Source organism: Sanguibacter inulinus (genome assembly GCF_013415325.1).
Classification (GTDB): domain Bacteria; phylum Actinomycetota; class Actinomycetes; order Actinomycetales; family Cellulomonadaceae; genus Sanguibacter; species Sanguibacter inulinus.
The window spans coordinates 1-20,465 of the sequence record NZ_JACBYE010000015.1 but is presented as its reverse complement, the minus strand read 5'-3'; the positions used below and the strand labels follow the sequence as shown (position 1 = coordinate 20,465).

The following is a 20,465-nucleotide window of genomic DNA, read 5'->3' as shown; positions in this document are numbered from 1 at the left end:
CTGTCGGCGCGCCTCGTGCGTCCTGTTCGGACGCTGTGGGCTGCCCGGTGGACGCAGTGGGCTGCCCGGCCGGGCGTCGGCTCACCGCCCTAGGATGCTGCGCATGACGTCGAGCGAAGCCGCCGGACCCCTCCAGGTCGTGACCTACGACGGGCTGCCCGCAGCATCCGGGGGAGCGCACGCCCTCCGGGTGAAGACCCCCACGAGCGCCAAGGAGCGGGTGGAGCGGTTCCTCGACGCCTGCACGCAGACTGAAGGACCACCGACCTGGTCCTTCCAGGTCTCGACCGCTGGTGACGCGGCCCCGACCGACAGGCTCAGGGCCTTTGCGACCGAGCGTCTCGGCGGACCGCGCCACCGCTCTCAGACGCACACCGAGTGGGTGGTCCGCAGCGACACGGTCGACGAGGTCCTCGCCGAGCTGGTCGACGTCGGTCCGCAGACCACGCGATACCGGGCACCGCTCGCCGTGCTCACGCACTCGCTCGCGGTCACCCTCGTCGACCCGGGCACGGGTGAGCCCTGGGCCGACATCGCCCCGGAGGTCTTCGGCGGCTTCGCGGTCGACGGCTACGGACGCCTCCTGGGCGCCTCAGGGATCCGCGCGATCTACGGCACCTCGGGCTCGACGCTCTCGCTCTGGATGAACCTCCCCGCAGACGAGCGCCTCGCCCCGGCGGCCCGCCACGTCCAGGAGCACGCCCCTGTCACGCTGTCGACCAAGCACTGGCGGCGCTGGCAGCCGACCCGGTCGGGTGACGGGTTCAGGTCGATCAAGATCCCGTCGCCGCTCGGCTGAGGCTGAGCCTCATCCCACGCTCGACAAACCTCTCGCCCATCGTCTGGTGCGTCGCCGCGTCGGGGTGCAGGTTGTCGGGCAGGGGGTGCTCGGCGGCGTCAGCCTCGGAGTAGAGCTCGCGGCCGTCGAGGTAGTGCAGGTTCGGGTCGTGGGCCTGGCGCTCGTGGACGACCCGGGCGAGCTCGTCGCGGATCACAGCGAGCGTGAGCCTGCCGGTGGGGGCCTCGGTGGCCTCGGCCGGGTCACCTGTCGCCGCGAAGGCCATCCGTCCCTCGGCGAGGGCTGCGACGTCGAAGGCACCGGGACCGGGGGTGGTCTCGTGGATCGCGCAGTAGATCGGCGAGATCACGAGCAGCGGGGTTGACGGGTGGCCGTCGCGGATGGTGTCGAGGTACCCGTGGACGGCGGGACCGAAGGCACGGCGCCGCATCAGGTCGGAGTTCACGAGGTTGATGCCGAGCTTGAGGCTGATCAGGTCGGCGGGGGTGTCGCGGATGACGCGGGCCACGAAGGGGTCGAGGAGGGCGCTGCCCCCGAAGCCGAGGTTCACGAGGTCGACACCGGAGCGACGGGTCGCGACGACGGGCCAGATGCCCGTGGGGTGCGTGGCGTTGGAGCCGTGGCTGATCGAGCTGCCGTGGTGCACCCAGACCGGACGCTCGCTGGGGGTGGGCTCGACGGGAGCATCCGCCCGGAGATCGAGGAGCTCGAGGGTCTCGCTGTGCGGGAGCCACAGCTCGACGTCCTTGGCGGTGCTCGGCAGGCCGTCGAACCGCGCCGTGAAGGCCGGACCGTCGTCGACGCTCGGGGTGCCGGTGGTCATGTCGACGGTGACCGTGGTGCCCCCCGACGTGGTCGCCTGCGCGACGACCTCGCCGTCGACGGCCAGCTCGACGATCCCGTCGGGGCGCCCGGGCAGACCCGCGTAGACGGTGCGGGTCCTCATCAGGTCGAGCTCGACGACGGTCGCCGTGGTGCGCAGGGCGATCCTGACGCCCGAGGCCTGCGCCTCGACCATCGCGAGCTGCGGGTCGGCGCACTGTGCCCGCGCCCAGGCCGGCAGACGGTGGATGCGCACGCCGCGGCCTGTCGGCTCGAGCTCGGCGGCGCCACGGACTACGTCCTGGGTCAGCGGGATGGAGGTGAGGGCGGAGGTCATGCTGTGCTCGTCTCTGCTGGTGCTGGTGCTGGTGCTGGTGCTGGTGCTGATGGGGTGCGGCGGGCCGACGGGGTCAGCGGGTCGGCCAGTCCGAGAGCAGGGCGTCGAGGGCGTCGATGATCTGCTCCCAGCTCTCGCCGGGGTCTGGCGAGCTGTGGTCGAAGCTGCCGCCTGCCTCGAGGGTGATGAACCCCCGGATCGTGCTGCCGAGCAGCCGGGTGGCGTGCACGTGCACGGCTCCGTCGAGCGCGTAGCCGCGCAGCACGGCCTCGATGAGGCGCGCGTGCCGTGGGCCGGCGCTCGCCCGGGCGGTCTCGGGGGACAGCGGGACGACTGTCGCTGCGAAGCGTCCGGGGTGCTCGCGGGCGTAGTCGCGGAAGGCGTCGGCCAGGCCGGCGAGGGCGTCGCGACGCGTGCGTCCGAGGACGGCTGCCTCGGCACGGTCGGCGAGCTCGGCGAGGGCGAGCAGCGACACGCTCTCGCGCAGCGCGGGGGTCCCGGCCACGTGCGAGTACAGGCTCGCGGTCTGCACGCCGACGCGCCGCGCGACCTCGGCGGCCGTCACGTGCTCGAAGCCGGCCTCGTCGGCCAGCTCGGCGGCGGCCTTGGCGAGGCGAGCCGGGGTGATGCCTGCGCGTGCCATGTCGGTCCTCTCGAAGATCTCTTGTCCTACAGACCATAGCATCGAACCTAATGGCTGTAGGTAACGAGGGGTGCGAAGCCGTGTGGGTATCCGCGAGAGACGAGGGAGGGCGGCTCCGGGACGCCTCGGTGCTGCCAGCCGAGAGCTTCGCTAGTCTGCTCCGATGAGCATCTCGACGACGCCCGGCCGTGCTGTCGGCCTGGGCGGTCTCACTTGCGGCGGGCGGTCTCGACGTCTCCGTCGGCCAGCAGTCCGAGCCCTGGCGCACACGACCACGCCCGCCCCCGAGCCGACCCCGAGAAGGGCCTCATGAGCCAGCGCTCGACGCTCCACCAGCTGGTCCTGTTCCTCACGTCCGCCGACGAAGACTCGCTCGCCGACGAGCTGCTGTCCCGTGTCCCCGAGCTGCGGTTCGTCGACACCGCCGACCAGGAGTCGACCCCGCGCCCACGGTTCCGGACCACGCTGCGGGAGTGCACGGGGCGGCACGTGACGATCGTCGACACGCGCATCGTCTCCGAGGACAGGTTCCACGACGACTACGTGGTGCCCAACCCCTCCGGGCGGTACTGGGTCTACGCCATGGTCGGCAGCGGCCTGGCGAACCTCCTGCGGTGCGTCCCCACGGACGGCGGGCTGCTCAACGGTGAGCTGCGTGCCTCGGTGCCCACAGGGGACGCCGAGACGGCTGCTGTCGTCGACGAGATCTTCGGCGCAGCGCGTGCCGGAGGGACGAGGGTCGTGCCTGTCGACGTCGAGACTGGCGAGGTCGGGAGTCGCAGCGACCGGAAGATCCTCGCGTGGCCCGACGCGGCAGGACGCTTCGACGGCGGTCCGTCGGGTGTGCTCGTGAACAGCGCGACGGCACGGTTCGTCGCGAGGCGTAGCCGACGTCAGGTGGACGCGCCCGGCTGAGCGCACCTCTGCCGGTCGTCTGGCAGCCCGACGGAGTGCTCGCCACCGAGAGCACGGCTCGACGAGCGGTGGTGGAGAGTGCCGGTCGACTGCCGCCCCCGGCCTATGCTGGGCGGGTTCGCAGGTGAGCGGGCGAGAAGCGTGGCTCACCGACGGGAGGCGGGGGACAGGTGAGTCAGCGCGACGCGCAGCACGACGGTGGTGCTGACGGCTCGGCACCCGTGCCTGCCACGACCCCGGGCCGGACTACTCCGCCCGCCTTGCCTCGACCAGCCTTGTCTCGACCCGCCTCGTCCCCACCGGCCTCGTCGCCCCCAGGCACAGTCGGGTCTCGGCCTTCGATGGCCGACGTCGCAGCCCGCGCCGGTGTCTCTCTCGGGACCGTCTCGCACGTCCTCAACCATCCCGAGCGCGTCACCGACGCCACCCGAGCGAAGGTCGAGGACGCCGTCGCTGCCCTCGGGTACCGGCCGAACCGCATGGCCCGGTCCCTCGCCGGAGGACGCAGCTCGGCCATCGGTCTGGCGATGACCGACCTCAGCAACTCGCTGTTCGTCGACATCGCGCGCGGTGCCGGTGAGCACGCCGAGTCCCTCGGGATGAGCGTCCTGCTCGCCGACGGCGACAACGAGCTCGGTCGCGAGGTCCGCAACCTCGAGCTCTTCGACGAGCTGAGCGTCGCCGGCAGCATGATCACCCTGAGCGACGAAGAGCACATGGCGGCCCTGGTCGGAGCGCGCTCAGGCGGGCGCCCGGTCGTCCTGCTGAACTTCTCGGCCCCCGAGGCCTGGTTCTGCAGCGTGGCCGTCGACAACGAGCTCGGCGGGTACATCGCGACCGAGCACCTGCTCGGCACGGGTCGCACGCGTCTCGTCTTCGTCGGCGGTCCCGAGGTCCTGCGACCGGTCCACGACCGCCGTGACGGCTTCAGGCGTGCGCTCGCGGGTGCTGGTCTGGTCGCAGTCGACGAGCTCCGCCCGGACGCGATCAACCGTGAGGACGGTGTCCAGATCGGCAGACGCCTCGTCGCCGACGTCCGGGCCGGGCGGGTCGACGGGATCGTCGCGGCCTCCGACCTGCTCGCGGCCGGCATCGTGCAGGCGCTCCTCGCCGAGGGGATCTCTGTGCCCTCGGACGTGGCGGTGGTCGGCTACGACAACAACCAGGCTGTCTGGGACCTCCCCGTCCCGCTGACCACTGTCGCGCAGCCCGGTGAGGAGATGGGTCGACGCGGCGCGCGCCTGGTCATCGACGAGGCACGCACCGCGGGGCACGTCCACGAGGCTGTGCTGCTCCAGCCGCACCTCGTGGTGCGCGCGTCAGCGCCTCACGCGGGGGCCCGCACCTCGTAGGTCCCGTGCCCGACCTCGACGTGGTCGACCCCGACGACGTCCACCTGGGCTGTCGCTCCGACGGGGACCGTGAACCTGACGACCAGCTCGTCGCCGCTGATCTCCCAGCTCACCGTGGCCTCGCCGTAGGGGGTGATCTGGCGTGACGCTGCCGAGGTGAGCCCGCCGCCGGGACGCGGCGCGACCCGGATCCGCCGGTATCCAGGCTCGACGGCCTCGAGGCCCGCGACCACCCTGTGCATCCAGTCGGCGACGGACCCGAGGGCGTAGTGGTTGAAGGAGGTCATGTCGCCGGGGTTCACGGTGCTGTCGGGCAGCATCGAGTCCCAGCGCTCCCAGATGGTCGTCGCGCCGAGGTCGACCGTCGCGAGCCACGAGGGCGAGGTGCGACCGAGCAGCAGCTCGTAGGCGACGTCGGTCTGGCCCGTCGAGCTGAGCGCGTCGGTGAGGACAGGCGTCCCGGCAAAACCGGTCCCGATGGTGCCACCGCCTGCCCGGACGAGCTCCGCGAGGCGCGCTCCGGCGCTGAGCCGGGCGTCGTCGTCGGGCAGGAGGTCGAAGGCGATCGCGAGAGCGTGCGCGGTCTGGGTGTCGTGCATCGGGTCCTCGCCCAGGTACCGGCCCTGATAGGCGGCACGGATCTCGGCGGCGAGGGCGTCGTAGCGCTGCGCGTCGTCGACCCGGCCGAGGATCTCGGCCGTGCGAGCCACCGCCCAGGCCGACCTGGCGAAGTACGCCGTCGCGACCAGGTGCGGGTCGGTCTGCGCCTTGATGGGGTCTTCGGGTGGTGCGGTCGGGTCGAGCCAGTCGCCGAGCTGGAGCCCCGTGTCCCAGAGCCTGGAGGGGCCGGCGAGCCCGGCCACCAGGTCGACCCAGGAGGTCGCGCTCGGGTACTGCCGCTCGAGCAGCGCGCGGTCTGCCGAGCGTCCGTAGAGGGCGAGCGGCGTGAGGGAGGCGACGTCGCCCCAGGCGGCGATCGCCTGCTCAGGGCTCCAGAAAGATCGGGCCGGGACCCAGGGTGCGTACACCGGGGCGACTCCACCGAAGCGTTCCTGCTCCGACGCCAGGGTCCGCAGCCAGTCGGCCAGGAAGCCGTGCACGTCGTACAGGGTGGCGGCCGTGGGGGCGAACACCTGGATGTCGCCGGTCCAGCCGAGGCGTTCGTCGCGCTGGGGGCAGTCCGTGGGGATGTCGACGACGTTCGACCGCAGGCTCCACACGACGTTCTCGTGGAGGCGTTCGACGTCGGGGTCAGAGCAGCGGAACCAGCCCGTGCGCTCCATGTCGGAGTGGATCACGCGAGACACGACGGCGCCGGGCGCGAGGTCGCCCGGCCAGCCGGAGACCTCGGCGTAGCGGTAGCCGTGGACCGTGAACCGTGGTTCCCACTCGACGGCGTCGCCAGCCGTGACGATCTCGTCGGTCGACGCCGCCTCCCGCAACGTCCGGGTGTAGATCGCGCCGTCCTGCAGCACCTCCGCGTGGCGGACCCGCACGACCGTCCCTGCGGGTGCTGCGGGGATCCGCAGCCTCGGGCGCCCCGAGTGGTTCTGCCCGTAGTCGAGCAGGTAGGTGCCCCGCCCCGTGCAGGTGACGGAGACAGGGGCGATCTCCTCGACGCACCGCACCGGCGGGCCGTCCGGGGCACCGAGCACGCCGACGTCGAGCGCGTGCTCGACCACGGGGTGCCAGGTGGAGTCGTCGAAGCCTGGCTCGGACCAGCCCGTCGGGTGGAGCCGCGCGTCGTAGGTCTCGCCGTCGTAGAGGCTCGACCGGGTGAGCGGTCCTGGGGTGCTGCGCCAGGATCCGTCCGTGACGACTGTCGTGGTGCCCTCGGCCGTGGTCACCTCGAGCTGGGCGAGCAGGCCGACGTGCGAACCGTAGACGTCCCAGGACCCACCCTCGAAGCCGAGGCGACCACGGAACCAGCCGTCGGCGAGCCATGCACCGATCGCGTTGTCGCCGGGCACCACGAGATCGGTCACGTCGTAGGTGAGCACACGCAGCCGGTCCTGGTACGGCGTCCAGCCGGGGATCAGCTCGTCTGCGCCGACGCGCACCCCGTTGATCTCGACCTCGGCGACGCCGTGGGCGGTGACGCTCAGGCGGGCCCTGCGGACCTCGCCGGAGCCGGCCGCCTCGGTCGAGCTGGCGTTCTCCGCAGGGCTCGCGGCCTCCGCAGTGCTCACGGTCCCGACAGAGCCGGCGGCATCGACCGGGCGGTCCGAGACGGCTGGGCCAGGGGGCAGCGTGAACTCGCGACGCAGCAGCGGGGCGCGACGGTCGAGCCCTCGGCCCTCGTCGTAGCCCGGGCCGACGAGCCGCGCCTGCCAGTCGGCGGGGGAGAGGCCGCGCTCGGCCACCACGGGCTCGCTCAGCGGTCCCCAGACGCCAGAGTCAGCGTCGCGGGTGCGCACCCGGACCACGGCCCGCTCGCGCGGGGCGAGCGACGGGCCGGGCCAGGCGACGAGCACCTGCTCGCCGGTCTCGACGACGTCCCTCGCGGCGTCGACCACCGAGCCGTCGGGCGCGGTGATCTCCCACGACACCTCGGCGGCCCCCTGCCTGTAGCCGGCGGGCGCCTCGGCGAGCGACCAGGAGAGCCGAGGGCGTTCTTCGTCGATGCCGAGGGCAGGCTGCGGGTGGTGCTCGATGCGGACCGTGGGTGCTGCGAGGGACGTCATGCGGGGCCTCCGGGTGCTGCTGGTGCGGGACTGCGGGACTGCCGGACTTCGGGACTTCACGTGCGTGGGACTACCGGGCTGCGGGTGCGGCGGAGACCTCCTCGACCTCGTCGTCGGCCACGCGGGGATACCTGTTGATCCAGAAGATCCCGATCAGTGCGCCGCAGGCGATGCACGCGGCGACGAAGAAGAACAGCAGGCTCGGGCTGGAGTCGAGGAGCGTCGGCGTCCACAGCGCGACGACCGCGGCGACCACCCGGGTGATCGCGATCATCACACCCTGGGCTGTGCTGCGGTAGACGGTCGGGAACAGCTCTTGCGCCCAGATCTTGAACATCGGCTCACCGGCGATGGCTCCGGCGATCGAGCCGACGACTCCCATGGTGACGAGCGTCCAGAGGTGCACGCCCAGGATCGCCGGGACCAGGTAGCCCGCCGTGTAGAAGACGGCCATCACGGTGAACCAGCGCATCCGGTTGCTGCCGTCGACGATCCGCATGAGCAGGTACGTGGCACCGAAGGCGATGCCGAAGGTGATGAAGGAGACCGTCGAGGCGAGCTGCACAGTCGACCCGGCGAGGTTGACGTACATGTAGGTGTTGAACTGCCCGCCGGTGTTCGCGCCGATGTTGACGAGCGCGTAGAAGAGGGCGACGGCGAGCATCGGGGCGAGGAACGGCCCGCGGAGCAGCTGCTTGAGGGTGCCGAGGTCGACCGAGTCGCCCGGCGCGGCCTGACCCGGCCCACCACCGGTGGCTGCGGGGGCCAGAGCCGGGTCGCCCTGGTGGGCGGCGGCCCACAGGTGGGACTCGGGCAGGCGGGCGCGCAGCACCATGGTGACGATCGCGACGACGGTGAGGTGCACATAGAGCGCGCGGCCTCCGGTCTGGCCCATGTTCCCGACGATGATCCCGAGCAGCTGGGCGGCGAGGATCCCGACGAGCCAGAGGATGTGCGAGAACGAGACGAGCCTGCCGCGGGCCCCTTCGGGAGCCTCTTCGGCGATCATCGCCAAGGAGACCGGGAGGTCTGCGCCGACGGCGATACCGAGCAGGACGACGCCGACGTAGAGAAGTGCCGGTCCGCCCGCCACCACCATGAGGGCTGCCCCCACGGTGTAGAGCGCCATCGTGACCATGAAGACGCGCTTGCGACCGTAGAGGTCGCCGAGCCGGCCGCCGACCAGCGCGCCCACGGCGATCATGAAGGTCAGGAGAGCAGACAGCCGGCCGATGTCGCCGACGGTGAGCCCGAGAGGCTCTTGGTAGAGCACGAGGGCCGTGCCCGTGCTGATGATGGCCGCGGCGTCCAGGTACGACGCCATGCCGGCCACCGAGGTGCGGAACCACACCTGTCCGGGGATGCGGGGCTCTGCGGCCCGTGAGGTCTCCATCGAGCTCAAGTCTCCTTCGTCGATCGGCGGTGATCGTGCGGGGGCTCCCGCGGCTTCGTCCGTCTCAGCCTTGAAACGTTTCAAATGAAGCGCTTCAAAGTGTGCTCCGATTCGGGCGGGGTGTCAACGCCGACGAGCGGCGGGGTGAGGCGGGTGGCAGGGTGTGCTCTGCACGGCGTCCGACCGCCCCGTGCTCTGCACAGCGACCGACTCCCACCACAGAACGAGGCCCCTCATGACCAGCACAGTCCTCGTCGCAGGGGCGACAGGAGACCTCGGACGCCGGATCGTCCGCGAGCTCCTCGGCCTCGACGCCCAGGTCCGCGTCCTGACCCGCCCGGGCAGCAGCGCCGCGGGCGACCTCTTCGGCGGCGACGGGCGTGTCGAGGTCGCCGCTGCGGCCTACTCGGACCACGCGGCCCTGACCGCAGCTCTCGCAGGTGCCGATGTCGTCGTCTCGGCTGTCAGCGGCACCCGCCCGGTGATCGTCGACGCCCAGCGGGCCCTGCTGCGCGCTGCGGTCGCCGCAGGTGTCCCGAGGTTCGTCCCCTCGGACTACTCGGCCGACTACAGGCGGATCTCGCCGGGGAGCAACCGCAACTTCGAGCTGCGGCGCGAGCTCGCCGCGGAGGTCGACGCCGCGCCGGTCCGTGCGACGTCTGTCCTCAACGGCATGTTCGCCGAGCTGCTGCTCGACGAGGCGCCGATGATCCTCTTCGGACGGCGACGCGTGCTGTTCTGGTCCTCGGCCGACCAGGTCCTCGACTTCACCACGAAGGACGACGTGGCGCGCGCGACAGCGCTCACGGCCCTCGACGACGACGCTCCGAGGGTCCTCGAGATCGCCGGGTCCAGCATCTCGGCCAGGGACCTCGCGCAGACTCTGTCAGAGCTGACGGGGACCCCTTTCCGGCTGCAGTGGGCTGGGACGACGCGGACTCTGTCGGCGATGGCCGCCGTGGGGCGGCGGCTGTCGAGGGGTCCCGAGGAGACCTTCCCGGCCTGGCAGGGGATGCAGTACTTCGTGAGCATGTTCAGCGGCGAGGCACAGCTGAGGCACGTCGACAACGAACGCTTCGGCCCGCACGACTGGACGACGGTCCGCGACGTCCTCGCGGCCCACCTCGCCTGATCGCTTGTGCTGGACGTCGGTCCTGGACGGTCGTCCGGCTGACGCAGGTGCGGGCGCAGAGTCATCTGTCCCGGACGCGACGCTGCAGCATCGTCAAGACCTTGATCAGGCGGGGGACCGCCAGGCCGACGGCGAGCGGGACGACCACGGCGGTGAGCACGGCTGCTCGGAGCACAGGGTGCCACGCTTGCGCCAGCGGCGTCATGGCGATCTGGCCCAGGGCGACGAGGGGGAAGATGACCAACCACGTGGCGAGGATGCGCACGGGCAGGCTGGGTGGGGTGATCTGAGGCATAGGGGCTCCAATTCCAACTACGTGGTTGGGTAGAAGGTATGCCGCGACGGATCAGATGGCAACTGTCTGGTTGGCACGTAGCATGGCCGGATGGTCAGAGATTCCGGACGCACAAAACGGCTCCTCCTCGACGCGGCGACTGAGGAGTTCGCCCAGCACGGCCTCGCCGGCGCCCGGGTGGACCGGGTCGCGGCCGCGGCAGGGGTCAACAAGGAGCGCATCTACCAGTACTACGGCAGCAAGGACTCGCTCTTCGGTACGGTCCTCGAGCACCACCTGGCCGCGGTCATGGATGCCGTGCCCCTCGAGGGAGAGGGTCCGGAGGCGATCCTCGACTACGCAGGCAGGGTCTTCGACCACCACGCCGCGAACCAGACGCTGGCTCGGCTGACCTTCTGGGAGGGGCTCGAGCGGGAGTCGCACGTCGCCGAGGCTGCTCGGCGTGAGCACTCCGAGCGCAAGGTCGACGCTGTCGTGCGCGCGTACCCGGCGCTCGGGCGCGAGGGCGCTCAAGACCTGCTGCTCACCGTCGTGACGCTGTGCAACGCCTGGCCTGTGCTCCGCGGGACCGACACCCTCTTCGGCTCAGCCTCGAAGGACCCCGCACGGACGGCGCGGCGCCGGCGTGCCGTGATCGCTGCGGTGCAGGGCACGCTCGACGCCGTCGGCGACAGCTGACCCGGAGCCCGCTCCGCGGCGCCCAGGGGAGGGGCGAGCAGCACGGGACGGACTGAGGGGGTTCGGACAGTACCCCCTTCCCCGGTGGCGGACCGGGGGCTCGGCACTGCACGATGGACGCAGGTTCGACGACGCGGCCCAGTCCCGTCGGCCTGACCCACCCCCACCTCATCACCGGATGGAGCACCCATGCCCACCACAGTCTCCGCTTACGCAGCGACAGCCCCCGACCAGCCGCTCGAGCTCACCACCATCGAGCGCCGCGACGTCGGGCCGCTCGACGTCCGCATCGACATCAAGTTCGCCGGCATCTGCCACTCTGACATCCACACCGCCCGCGGTGAGTGGGGCGGCGTCCAGTACCCGATCGTCGTCGGCCACGAGATCGCCGGTGTCGTCGCCGAGATCGGCTCCGACGTCACGAAGTTCTCCGTCGGCGACCGCGTCGGCGTCGGCTGCATGGTCAACTCCTGCGGCGAGTGCGCCCAGTGCCAGAAGGGCCTCGAGCAGTACTGCCTCAAGGGCAACATCGGCACCTACGCCGGGACCGACGTCGACGGCACGCCCACCCAGGGTGGGTACTCGCAGCAGATCGTCGTGACCGAGAAGTTCGTGCTCAACATCCCGGACGGCCTCGAGCTCGACGTCGCCGCCCCGCTGCTCTGCGCCGGTATCACCACCTACTCGCCCCTGCACCACTGGGGTGCCGGTCCTGGCAAGAAGGTCGCCGTCGTCGGCATGGGCGGGCTCGGCCACATGGCCGTCAAGCTCGCGCACGCCCTCGGCGCTGACGTGACCGTGCTCTCGCAGTCCCTCAAGAAGCAGGAGGACGGGCTGCGCCTCGGCGCCGACAGCTACTTCGCGACGAGCGACCCTGAGACCTTCACCGAGCTCGCGAGCTCCTTCGACCTCATCATCAACACCGTGAGCGCCGAGATCGACCTCAACGCCTACCTCGGCCTCCTCGCCGTGGACGGCACGATGGTCAACGTGGGCGCCCCGCCCACCCCGCTGCCCGTCCAGGTGTTCTCGCTCATCCCGTCGCGCCGCTCCTTCGCAGGCTCGGCCATCGGGTCGATCGGCGAGACCCAGGAGATGCTCGACTTCTGCGCCGAGCACGGCATCGGCGCCGAGATCGAGGTCATCTCGGCCGACAAGGTCAACGAGGCCTGGGAGCGCGTGCTCGCCTCCGACGTGCGCTACAGGTTCGTCATCGACACGTCGACGCTGGCCTGAGGCCTGCTCGATCCGTCAGCATGGTGCGCGGTGCGCGCCGTGTGCACGCCAGCGAGGCCCGGGACGCTTCCAGCGTCCCGGGCCTCGCCCGTCGGGGGCACAGGGGTGAGGCCCGGTCGAGACAGGCCGAGCCGAGCACGTCGTCATAGCTGGGCCGGGCCCGCCCGTGCCGGGGTCGAACGGGTCTGGCGCGAACCGATCGGCGTGGGTGCCGTCTCGTCGATGAGCAGCCGTCGGACGGGGACCTCAGCGCCCCATCCTCGACGGGTGCTCCGCGAGGAGCGCAGCCTCTTCGCCCAGCGTCAGGCCTGACCGACGCTCGCGGTCGAGACCGCGGTGCCGCTCGTCGTCGAGCACACGCCGGATCGTCTCCTGGAGCGGGCGGACAGCCCCGCCGCTCGCCCTGTACGCGCGGTTGCTGCGCCGTGAGAAGCCGGAGTCCTCGACGGGGATCCACAGCGGCAGCGACCTGGGCCCTGCCCACCACCGGACGTCGCGGACGAGCAGCCAGGCGTCGTCGGCCTCGACGATGTCGCTGGTGGACCCGGTGACAGCCTGCGCCTGCACCAAGAAGTCGTCGAAGGTGTGCGTGTCTCCGACAGCGTTGATCGTCCCTGTCGTCCTAGTAGCACCCGCACGGACGACCCAGGCGGCGAGGTCAGCCACGTCGATCACCTGGACGAACCGTCCAGCGGCGGTCGGTGCGAGGACAGGTGCGCCGTGGGCCAGGCGCGCGGGCCAGTAGCCGAAGCGGTCGCTCGGGTCGCCAGGTCCGACGATCAGACCAGGGCGGGCGACCAGCAGCCTGTCGCCGACGTGCTCGGCGGTCGCACGTTCTGCGGCCACCTTGGCCTGCCCGTAGTCGGTCAGGTCGACAGGGTCGAGGACGGCGGCTGACTCGTCTGCGCCGGGTTCGTCGTTCGTCGCGTACACCGACACTGTCGAGACGAACGTCCAGTGCCGCGCTCGTCCGGCCAGCGCCTCGAGCGCGGGGACGACGAGCTCGAGGTCGTAGGAGAGCTCTACGACGTCGTCCCACTCGCCCGTGAGCGCGTCGTACGCGCCGGGCGCTGTGCGGTCCGCGGTGACCAGCCGCACGCCCGCAGGGACCGCCCCGGACTCTCCGCGGGCCAGGCAGACCACCTCGGCGCCGTCGTCGAGGGCCGCCCGAGCGATCTTGTGGCCGAGCCAGGCCGTCCCACCGAGGACCAGGATGCGTCGCATGCCTCCAGTAGACAGGACGTGCTCAGACCTGAGGCAGAGATCTGCTCAGAGCAGAGGGCACACCGGGCGCAGTCACCACCTGTACGGCTCGGCCACGACGGGCGCCGGCGCCGTGGTCTGGGCGCGGCGCGCATGCTCGCGGGCGCGCTCACGTCTCCGTCGGGCGAGCAGTCCCGTGACGACAGCCTCGAGCGTGTGCCCGCCGACCACGAAGACCAGCAGAGCCGTCAGGCGCGGCCAGCCTGCGGCATGCACCACGATCTCGGCGACACCGATGAGCGTGAGCATGACGACCAGCGACCGGACGGTCTCTCGGACAGGTGGACGGGGCATAGACCTCGGCTCCTTCGGCGGGGGACGTGTCGATCCGACGGACGCTAGCACGCTGCTCTGCTGGGGGAGAGGTGAGTGCTGGGACCCGTTGGCGGTCCAGCGTGCTGCCGCTCGTGCGCTGACGTGACGTGATCGGGCGGCCGGGTGCACACCGTGGCACGATCGCTCAGCGGTCGGGCCGGCACCGGTAGCCGCGAAGACGACTGGCGTCGCAGGCAGACGTCGACGACGAGAGGACACCTGACCAGATGACGACGACCCTGACGATCGACGGATCGGCGGTCCACGACATCCCGTCGCTCTACGCCGAGCTGAACCGTGTGCTCATGCCGGACGAGGAGTGGACGCTGGGGGAGAGCCTCGACGCTCTCGACGACCTGCTGTACGGCGGGTTCGGGGTCCTCGACGGTTCCGCGCCCGTGAGCATCTGCTGGCAGGACCACGGCAGTGCGCGTGACGCGCTCGGCCTCGAGACCACCCTCGCCTACTACCAGGCGAAGCTGGCACGGCCGGAGGTGTACTCGGTCTCGGTGGCGGAGGCCGCGATCACGGCCCTGCGCGCAGGCACGGGTCCGACGTACTTCGAGCTGGTCCTCCAGGTGTTCGAGAGCCACCCGAACATCGACCTGATTCTCGTCTGAGCCCAGCGCGGCCTCGCCCGCAGCGGTGTGCAGGCGCCGCGATGCAGCGCGCACCTCACCGAGCGGGGCGGACTCGTCAGAGAGCACAGAGCAGGGCGTCGCGTCCTGACCTCGGGAAGGTCAGGACGCGACGCCGTGAGGGGCGGTCGGCTGCGGTGCGGCCTACCGCTGCTTGGTCTTGCTGGCCAGGGCCATCAGCCCGCCGCCGATACCGAGGGCTGCTGCTGCGGCGAGGAGCGACTTCGCCCCGGCACCGAGGCCGGTGACGGCGAGAGCTCCAGGCGTAGCGGTCTCTGCATCGGTTGCAGCCGTGGCAGTCGTGTCAGCTGCAGGAACGCTCTCGCTCGCGGTGCTGAGCGGGACCTCCGCGACGGGGAGGGTGCTCTCCGGCACCTCGGTCGATGCGTCAGGTCCGGCAGGGGTCACCGGCTCCGCGGGGGTCTGCGGCTGGTCCGGCACGTCAGGGCTGTCTGGCGTGCTGGGCGTGTCGGGCTCGACAGGCTGGTCGGGGTCTCCCGGCACGTCTGGCACGTCCGGCTCGTCGGGGTCTGGCACGTCAGGCTGGTCCGGCTCGTCAGGGTCTGGCACGTCAGGCTGGTCGGGCTCGTCGGGGTCCGGGACGACAGGCTCGTCGGGGTCGGTCGAGCCGGGGACGCAGAACTCCCAGTCTTTCTCGTCGACGCCGCCCCGGCCGGAGTTGTCCTCGCCGAAGTGGTAGCTGAACCCGTTGGACTCGGTCCAGGAGATGCACATCCCGGGCTGCAGGTTGAAGTACGACCACGGGATGAAGGTCTGGCCGATGAGCTCGCGGTGGCTGTCGATGCTGACGTTGTCCGCGCCCGGCACGTTGATGTTGACGTAGCCGTTGGCGGGGATCGGGTCGCGGAAGTGCAGCCCGTCCTCAGCCCACCAGAACGGCCTGTCGTAGCCGTCCTCCTGGTAGCCAGGAGCCACGACCAGACGCGGGGTGACGTCGGCCTGCTCCGCCACCTCGCCGTCCGCCGACTCCGCGGCGGGCTCCACGGGTGCCGTCACAGCCTCAGCCGGGTCTGCCGAGCCTGCCAGCTCGTCGACTCCTGCCAGCTCCTCTAGGTCGCCCGCGACCTCGGTCGCGTCGTCGACGGCCTCGTCGGTCGTCGTGCTCTCGTCGGTGACGACCGCTCCAGGGGTGGTCTCGGTACCGGTTCCCTCCTCGGTGGTGTCTTCTGCGACGTCGGCGCCGGAGACGCCCACCTCGGTGCTCGGCCCAGAGCCGGTCTCGGTCTCTTCTGCGGGGGCCTCGTCGACGGCCGGGCTGCTGGCGTCAGGTGTGCCGGTGTCCGTCGTGCTCGACGCGGTCGAGCCGACGCCGACGGCTGTCACGTCGTCAGGTGCTGCGGGCGTGATCGGGACGACGTCGGTCGCGGTCGTCGGTGCCGGGTCCGGGACGTCTGCGTCGAGCGGCTGTCCCGCTGCGGGGACTGTGGCGAGCAGCAGCGCCAGGGCTGCGGCCGTCACTGTCGGCGTGGTCATGGTCTCCTCCTCGGGTGTCGGGTGGTGCGCTGGATCAGCGACACCTCCATGACACCTCTGAGAGGACTGTGCTCAGGCGGTCTGCGAGCAGCAGTGAGCCTCGGCCAGAGCACCGTTGAGCACACCCCGGTGCACGGTGAGCACCCGTCTGAGGACAGCCGTCAGAGCAGCGCGGCGACCTCGTTGCGCGACCGGATGCCGAGCTTGCGGAAGATCCTGTAGACGTGGTTGTCGACGGTCCGCTCGCTCACCACGAGCCTGTCGGCGACCTCGCGGTTGCTCAGCCCCTCGGCCACCAGACGGGCCACCTCGAGCTCGCGCCCCGTCAGGCTCAGGGCGGGTGCCAGAGACGGGACGACCAGGCTGAGCTCTTCGCCGGCCTGCTCGACCGCCTCGCGCAGCCGAGCGCGTTCTTCGGCCGCCCGGGCGCCGGGACCTTCGCGGCTCAGCAGGGTGACGGCTCGGGCGTGGGCGGAGGTCGCGTGGAGCACCAGGCCGTGCGAGCGGAGGTCGGCGGCGGCGACCAGCAGACCGTCGGGGGCGCCGTCTGCGGCAGCACGCAGATACCTGCCTAGGGCCGGCAGCACGGCTCCCTGCGCGGTCAGGGTGAGGTCGGCCACAGCCGTCGCACGCTCCTGGTCGACCCACAGGTCGACCAGAGACGTCCCGTCGGTCACCGCCGCGAGCACGGCTCCACGCTCGACCAGTGCTGCGACGTCGTCCCAGGCCGCGCGGGTCGCCTGGTGCGGGTCTGCTCCTGTCGCGATGTGGAGAGCGGCCCGACGAGGTCCGGGGCGGGCCGCCGGGGTGAACATCGCGGCGAGGTCCATCTCCTCGAGACGGGCGAGCGAGGACCGCGCGCTCGGGAGATTCCCCTCGAGGAGCGCGAGCGAGACCGAGAGCGACAGCAGACCAGCCCGGGTGGTCGTGCGCAGCGGAGCCGGCGACCCGAGTGCGAAGAGGCTCGTCAGGTGCTCGCGCAGCGTCGTGAGGCGGCCTGCCACGTAGAGACCGAGGGCGACGACGTAGCCGTGAGGCTCGATCTCACCCTGGGCGAGGGTGCCCCGTGCCTCGCCCAGAGACCGCATGGCGCTCCGGGTCGCGGTGTCGATGTCTCCGGAGAGCAGGACAGCCTGGTCGACGAGGGAGATGGCGTCGTGCCGCGGTGCGTGCGCGGGCAGCACACCGCCGACGAGCTCTGCGTGAGCGTCGACCGGCAGCCCGCGGGCGAGCAGCACCTCTCCGCGCACGAGCCTGACGAGGGCGTTGGTCGGACGGCCGGTGTCGTCACGCAGGCCGGCGGGAGGTGGCAGGGTCGCCGGAGCCGGAGCCGGAGCCGGAGCCTCGGTGGGAACAGGCGCGTGGGGATCTCCGTTGGTGAGCCGCAGGTGCTGACGGACGGCGTCGGAGGTCGCGCGGACCCGGGGGTCGTCGTCCCCGTCGAGGTCGGTGAGGAGCGCGTACGCCCCGGTCACGTCGTGGAGCACGTGGGCTCGGTAGACCGCGTGCCAGGCCACCACGAACCCTCGGTGCTCGTGGGCGGCCGGGCGGAGCCTGCGCAGGGCCACGCCGACGGCGTCCTCGATCACGTCCACCTCCGCGTGGCTGGCGAGCAGGGCGTCGAGGTAGAGCACGGTGCTGTGGACCGTGGGGTCGCGCTCCCAGGTGTCGTGGGCGACCAGCAGGTGCGCGGACGCCCTGTCCTCGAGCCGCCGGCCGAGGATCGCCGCCGACTCGGGGGAGCTCGACCAGGATGGCGTGGTCGGCGGTCGTCGTCGGGATCCCTGCTCCGGTGCTGAGCCCGCGAGGGTCTCGGTGATCCTCTCGGCGACCCGGAGACCGCGGGCGTCCTGGGCGAGGTGGAGGAGGTGCTCGGTGAGCATGGGAGGGAAGAGGGCGACGAGGATCTCGCCGTCGTCCTCGACCATCCGCAGGAGCCCGTGGTCGTCGAGGGTCTCCACGACCGACCACGGCACGAGGCGGCGGACCTCGGCCGTCGGTGCCGGTCCCACGGCCGCGAGCGTCCGGAGCCCACCACGGGCCGAGTCGTCGAGCCCGGCGAGCAGGCGGTCGACGACCACGGCCCACCCGGGCGTCCACGACCAGTGCTCCGCCCCGGGATGCAGGCCGGGCTCGGCGAGGTCTGCAGACCGCCGTGCTTCTCGGGCGATCGCCCGGGTCAGACCGGGCATCCCGCCGGAGAGCGCGTAGAGACGCCCAGCGGTGTCGGGGTCGACGTCGGTGCGCAAGATCTCTGCGACGGTGCGGTGCAGCTCGTCGAAGGGGAGCGCGGGCATGGTCAAAACTGTCGAGTCTGGACCTGCCAGGAGACGGGCGACCGAGGTGCCCGAGGCGGGCGGCCGTGCTGAGGCGAGCACCCGTGCGCCTGTGCGAGCCACGACAGTCGCGACGACCGACGCCGAGGCGTCGTCGAGCAGGTCGGCGTCGTCGACGACCACCAGGACGCGCCGGTCGGCGGACGACCGCCGGGCTCCTCCAGCAGCGACGGTGACGCCCTCGAGCGCGGCAGCGAGCGCACCCAGCGTGCCCGTGGGGCCTGTCGTGAGGCCCGCGAGCACGAGCGCCTCGAGCGGGCGATCACCAGCGCCACCGCTGGTGCCGGCTCCGGTGCCGCGCAGCGTCACGACGATCCAGCCGTCGTCGTCGGCCTCGACCTGGGCACCTGCCAGGACCGTGCTGCGACCCGATCCGGGCAACCCGACCAGCAGCACCGACGTCCCCGAGGCGAGGGTCTGGACGACCGTGCGCACGAAGGTCGGGCGAGGCGTGAGAGCGCTCATCTGCCCACCCTAGGGAGCGGTGCCTCGTCACGCCTCTTGTCGTCGTGCGTCCCCAGCGCCCGGAGTGCGGGCGGGCGGGTGCGGTCGCAGGATCGGAGCATGACGAGATTCGGCTACACACTCATGACAGAGCAGTCCGGTCCGAAGGCCCTCGTGGACTACGCGGTGGCGGGGGAGCGGGTCGGCTTCGACTTCGAGGTCTCCTCCGACCACTACTTCCCGTGGTTGACGAGCCAAGGGCACGCCTCGTACGCGTGGACGATGCTCGGCGCCGTCGCCCACGCGACCGAGCGCGTGGACCTCATGACCTACGTGACCTGCCCGACCGTGCGCTACCACCCGGCCGTCGTCGCGCAGAAGGCCGCGACGATGGGGATCCTCTCCGACGGCAGGTTCACCCTCGGGCTGGGCTCGGGCGAGAACCTCAACGAGCACGTGGTCGGGCGCGGGTGGCCCGCGGTCGACGAGCGTCACAGCATGCTCGTCGAGGCTGTCGAGATCATCACCGAGCTGTTCTCGGGCGACCTGCTGTCCTACCGAGGCGAGCACTTCCAGGTCGATTCCGCGAAGCTCTGGGACCTGCCTGACCTGCCCGTCGAGATCGGTGTGGCAGTCTCAGGTCGTCAGTCTGTCGAGACCTTCGCGCCGCTCGTCGACCACCTGGTCGCGACCGAGCCGAAGGCCGAGCTGGTGAGCGCCTGGGACGCGGCACGCACCGAGGCGGACAGGCCGGGGTCGCGCAAGATCGGCCAGATCCCCATCTGCTGGGACACCGACGTCGACCGCGCCGTCGCGCGGGCGCACGACCAGTTCCGCTGGTCCGGGCTCGGGTGGCCTGTCAACGCGAACCTGCCCACGACCGAGGGCTTCGCCAGCGCCACGTCCTTCGTCCGGCCCGAGGACGTCGCGGAGTCGGTCCCGTGCGGTCCGGACCTCGACGCGATCGTCGAGGCTGTCTCGGCGTACTGGGAGGCGGGGTTCACCGACATCGCTCTCGTGCAGGTGGGTGACGAGGGCCAGCAGGAGTTCCTGGACACTGCGGCCGGGCCGCTGCTGGAGAAGCTGCGCGCGGCCGCGCCGAAGGGCTGAGCCTAGAGGGCCGCAGGGCTGATCAGCTGAGAGGCCTGGAGGGCTGACCAGCCTAGAGCTCGCCGAGTGGGCGCTCGACGAGCACGAGGCCGCCCCGGCGTGCGACCTCGAGGAAGCCGTTGGCGGCCAGGACACGCCTCGAGGCGAGGTTGTCCGCCTCGGTGTCCGCGGCGGCCACGGTCGCCCCGGCGTCCCGGGCCATCCGCAGCGCCAGCCCTACGGCCTGCTTCGCGAGCCCGGCGCCTCGGGCGCCCGGCACGAGGCCGTACCCGAGCTCGACCCGGCCGTTCGAGTCCGGGGGCCCGAAGAATCCCAGCCCGCCGACGGCCAGACCGTCTGAAGACCGCCGCACGAGGTACATCGTGAAGACCGGGTGCGGGGCGGTCGACCGGGCGAGCGAGCGCAGCGGGTCGAGCTCGTCGACGAAGGGGTACTCGGGGTGCCAGTCGTCGCCCGGGATCTCGGTGCGGTCGACGATGCGCTGCGCGAGCGCCGGCGAGATCGGCTCGAGGGTCACGCGAGGGTGGTCGTGAGTCATCGGACGAGCATCGCACGGGTCGGGTCGGGTCGGGTCGGGTC

General features: G+C 71.6%; 18 protein-coding genes. 8 read left to right on the top strand and 10 right to left on the bottom strand.

All coding sequences use genetic code 11. The features are described from left to right. The first annotated feature begins 103 nt into the window (after nt 1-103). Entirely contained in the window at nt 104-799 is a 696-nt protein-coding gene (locus HZZ10_RS08040) for a hypothetical protein (protein ID WP_179913125.1), read from the top strand. Here the strand turns inward: HZZ10_RS08040 and HZZ10_RS08035 are convergent. Together HZZ10_RS08035 and HZZ10_RS08030 are read right to left on the bottom strand one after the other, a co-directional pair. After that, nucleotides 774-1,958: an SGNH/GDSL hydrolase family protein gene (locus HZZ10_RS08035; protein WP_179913124.1), complete on the bottom strand. Its 1,185-nt coding sequence runs from the start codon at nt 1,956-1,958 to the stop codon at nt 774-776. The two genes, HZZ10_RS08040 and HZZ10_RS08035, sit on opposite strands and share 26 nt — an antisense overlap. A 73-nt stretch (nt 1,959-2,031) precedes the next feature. Continuing rightward, nucleotides 2,032-2,601, bottom strand: a complete 570-nt coding sequence (locus HZZ10_RS08030; RefSeq protein ID WP_179913123.1) for a TetR/AcrR family transcriptional regulator — start codon at nt 2,599-2,601, stop codon at nt 2,032-2,034. 309 nt (nt 2,602-2,910) lie between these two features. On the opposite strand from HZZ10_RS08030, the gene HZZ10_RS08025 reads away from it, so the two are divergent. Further along, entirely contained in the window at nt 2,911-3,516 is a 606-nt protein-coding gene (locus HZZ10_RS08025; protein ID WP_179913122.1) for a DUF8467 domain-containing protein, read from the top strand. Nucleotides 3,517-3,857: 341 nt separating this feature from the next. Beyond that, entirely contained in the window at nt 3,858-4,868 is a 1,011-nt protein-coding gene (locus HZZ10_RS08020) for a LacI family DNA-binding transcriptional regulator (RefSeq protein WP_179913121.1), read from the top strand. Here the strand turns inward: HZZ10_RS08020 and HZZ10_RS08015 are convergent. Next, nucleotides 4,844-7,552: an alpha-L-rhamnosidase gene (locus tag HZZ10_RS08015; protein WP_179913120.1), complete on the bottom strand. Its 2,709-nt coding sequence runs from the start codon at nt 7,550-7,552 to the stop codon at nt 4,844-4,846. The genes HZZ10_RS08020 and HZZ10_RS08015 overlap by 25 nt on opposite strands. Nucleotides 7,553-7,622: 70 nt before the next feature. Then, entirely contained in the window at nt 7,623-8,945 is a 1,323-nt protein-coding gene (locus HZZ10_RS08010) for an MFS transporter (RefSeq protein WP_179913119.1), read from the bottom strand. A gap of 235 nt (nt 8,946-9,180) precedes the next feature. On the opposite strand from HZZ10_RS08010, the gene HZZ10_RS08005 reads away from it, so the two are divergent. Further along, entirely contained in the window at nt 9,181-10,077 is an 897-nt protein-coding gene (locus HZZ10_RS08005; RefSeq protein WP_179913118.1) for an NmrA family NAD(P)-binding protein, read from the top strand. A 61-nt stretch (nt 10,078-10,138) separates the two neighbouring features. On the opposite strand, the gene HZZ10_RS08000 is transcribed toward HZZ10_RS08005, so the two are convergent. Then, the gene (locus tag HZZ10_RS08000) at nt 10,139-10,372 is read right to left on the bottom strand and encodes a putative antibiotic biosynthesis monooxygenase (RefSeq protein WP_179913117.1); all 234 of its coding nucleotides are present in this window, start codon (nt 10,370-10,372) and stop codon (nt 10,139-10,141) included. A 90-nt stretch (nt 10,373-10,462) separates the two neighbouring features. On the opposite strand from HZZ10_RS08000, the gene HZZ10_RS07995 reads away from it, so the two are divergent. Together HZZ10_RS07995 and HZZ10_RS07990 are read left to right on the top strand one after the other, a co-directional pair. Next, entirely contained in the window at nt 10,463-11,050 is a 588-nt protein-coding gene (locus HZZ10_RS07995) for a TetR/AcrR family transcriptional regulator (protein ID WP_056133038.1), read from the top strand. Nucleotides 11,051-11,239: 189 nt separating this feature from the next. After that, entirely contained in the window at nt 11,240-12,286 is a 1,047-nt protein-coding gene (locus HZZ10_RS07990) for an NAD(P)-dependent alcohol dehydrogenase (protein WP_179913116.1), read from the top strand. 246 nt (nt 12,287-12,532) lie between these two features. Here the strand turns inward: HZZ10_RS07990 and HZZ10_RS07985 are convergent, their stop codons facing one another. Next, the gene (locus tag HZZ10_RS07985; RefSeq protein WP_179913115.1) at nt 12,533-13,510 is read right to left on the bottom strand and encodes an NAD-dependent epimerase/dehydratase family protein; all 978 of its coding nucleotides are present in this window, start codon (nt 13,508-13,510) and stop codon (nt 12,533-12,535) included. A 72-nt stretch (nt 13,511-13,582) separates the two neighbouring features. Continuing rightward, nucleotides 13,583-13,843 (bottom strand): hypothetical protein, encoded by a 261-nt coding sequence (locus HZZ10_RS07980; RefSeq protein ID WP_179913114.1) that lies wholly within the window; start codon nt 13,841-13,843, stop codon nt 13,583-13,585. 248 nt (nt 13,844-14,091) lie between these two features. On the opposite strand from HZZ10_RS07980, the gene HZZ10_RS07975 reads away from it, so the two are divergent. Then, nucleotides 14,092-14,484, top strand: a complete 393-nt coding sequence (locus HZZ10_RS07975) for a barstar family protein (RefSeq protein ID WP_179913113.1) — start codon at nt 14,092-14,094, stop codon at nt 14,482-14,484. Between the two features lie 162 nt (nt 14,485-14,646). On the opposite strand, the gene HZZ10_RS19140 is transcribed toward HZZ10_RS07975, so the two are convergent. Next, on the bottom strand, nt 14,647-15,996 hold the full coding sequence (locus HZZ10_RS19140; protein WP_218928560.1) for a hypothetical protein: 1,350 nt from the start codon (nt 15,994-15,996) through the stop codon (nt 14,647-14,649). Nucleotides 15,997-16,157: 161 nt separating this feature from the next. Beyond that, nucleotides 16,158-18,797 (bottom strand): helix-turn-helix transcriptional regulator, encoded by a 2,640-nt coding sequence (locus HZZ10_RS07965; RefSeq protein ID WP_179913112.1) that lies wholly within the window; start codon nt 18,795-18,797, stop codon nt 16,158-16,160. 99 nt (nt 18,798-18,896) lie between these two features. Here HZZ10_RS07965 and HZZ10_RS07960 point away from each other — a divergent pair, with 99 nt between their 5' ends. Beyond that, a complete protein-coding gene (locus HZZ10_RS07960; RefSeq protein ID WP_056133019.1) occupies nt 18,897-19,886 on the top strand; it encodes a TIGR03557 family F420-dependent LLM class oxidoreductase in 990 nt (329 codons plus the stop codon). Between the two features lie 52 nt (nt 19,887-19,938). Here the strand turns inward: HZZ10_RS07960 and HZZ10_RS07955 are convergent, their stop codons facing one another. Next, nucleotides 19,939-20,424, bottom strand: a complete 486-nt coding sequence (locus tag HZZ10_RS07955; protein ID WP_179913111.1) for a GNAT family N-acetyltransferase — start codon at nt 20,422-20,424, stop codon at nt 19,939-19,941. Nucleotides 20,425-20,465 lie beyond the last annotated feature (41 nt).

What these genes read in the sequence shown, in the direction of transcription:
- HZZ10_RS08040 (WP_179913125.1), top strand. Translation starts at nt 104, where the DNA reads ATGACGTCGAGCGAAGCCGCCGGACCCCTCCAGGTCGTGACCTACGAC.
- HZZ10_RS08035 (WP_179913124.1), bottom strand. Translation starts at nt 1,958, where the DNA reads ATGACCTCCGCCCTCACCTCCATCCCGCTGACCCAGGACGTAGTCCGT.
- HZZ10_RS08030 (WP_179913123.1), bottom strand. Translation starts at nt 2,601, where the DNA reads ATGGCACGCGCAGGCATCACCCCGGCTCGCCTCGCCAAGGCCGCCGCC.
- HZZ10_RS08025 (WP_179913122.1), top strand. Translation starts at nt 2,911, where the DNA reads ATGAGCCAGCGCTCGACGCTCCACCAGCTGGTCCTGTTCCTCACGTCC.
- HZZ10_RS08020 (WP_179913121.1), top strand. Translation starts at nt 3,858, where the DNA reads ATGGCCGACGTCGCAGCCCGCGCCGGTGTCTCTCTCGGGACCGTCTCG.
- HZZ10_RS08015 (WP_179913120.1), bottom strand. Translation starts at nt 7,552, where the DNA reads ATGACGTCCCTCGCAGCACCCACGGTCCGCATCGAGCACCACCCGCAG.
- HZZ10_RS08010 (WP_179913119.1), bottom strand. Translation starts at nt 8,945, where the DNA reads ATGGAGACCTCACGGGCCGCAGAGCCCCGCATCCCCGGACAGGTGTGG.
- HZZ10_RS08005 (WP_179913118.1), top strand. Translation starts at nt 9,181, where the DNA reads ATGACCAGCACAGTCCTCGTCGCAGGGGCGACAGGAGACCTCGGACGC.
- HZZ10_RS08000 (WP_179913117.1), bottom strand. Translation starts at nt 10,372, where the DNA reads ATGCCTCAGATCACCCCACCCAGCCTGCCCGTGCGCATCCTCGCCACG.
- HZZ10_RS07995 (WP_056133038.1), top strand. Translation starts at nt 10,463, where the DNA reads ATGGTCAGAGATTCCGGACGCACAAAACGGCTCCTCCTCGACGCGGCG.
- HZZ10_RS07990 (WP_179913116.1), top strand. Translation starts at nt 11,240, where the DNA reads ATGCCCACCACAGTCTCCGCTTACGCAGCGACAGCCCCCGACCAGCCG.
- HZZ10_RS07985 (WP_179913115.1), bottom strand. Translation starts at nt 13,510, where the DNA reads ATGCGACGCATCCTGGTCCTCGGTGGGACGGCCTGGCTCGGCCACAAG.
- HZZ10_RS07980 (WP_179913114.1), bottom strand. Translation starts at nt 13,843, where the DNA reads ATGCCCCGTCCACCTGTCCGAGAGACCGTCCGGTCGCTGGTCGTCATG.
- HZZ10_RS07975 (WP_179913113.1), top strand. Translation starts at nt 14,092, where the DNA reads ATGACGACGACCCTGACGATCGACGGATCGGCGGTCCACGACATCCCG.
- HZZ10_RS19140 (WP_218928560.1), bottom strand. Translation starts at nt 15,996, where the DNA reads ATGACCACGCCGACAGTGACGGCCGCAGCCCTGGCGCTGCTGCTCGCC.
- HZZ10_RS07965 (WP_179913112.1), bottom strand. Translation starts at nt 18,797, where the DNA reads ATGAGCGCTCTCACGCCTCGCCCGACCTTCGTGCGCACGGTCGTCCAG.
- HZZ10_RS07960 (WP_056133019.1), top strand. Translation starts at nt 18,897, where the DNA reads ATGACGAGATTCGGCTACACACTCATGACAGAGCAGTCCGGTCCGAAG.
- HZZ10_RS07955 (WP_179913111.1), bottom strand. Translation starts at nt 20,424, where the DNA reads ATGACTCACGACCACCCTCGCGTGACCCTCGAGCCGATCTCGCCGGCG.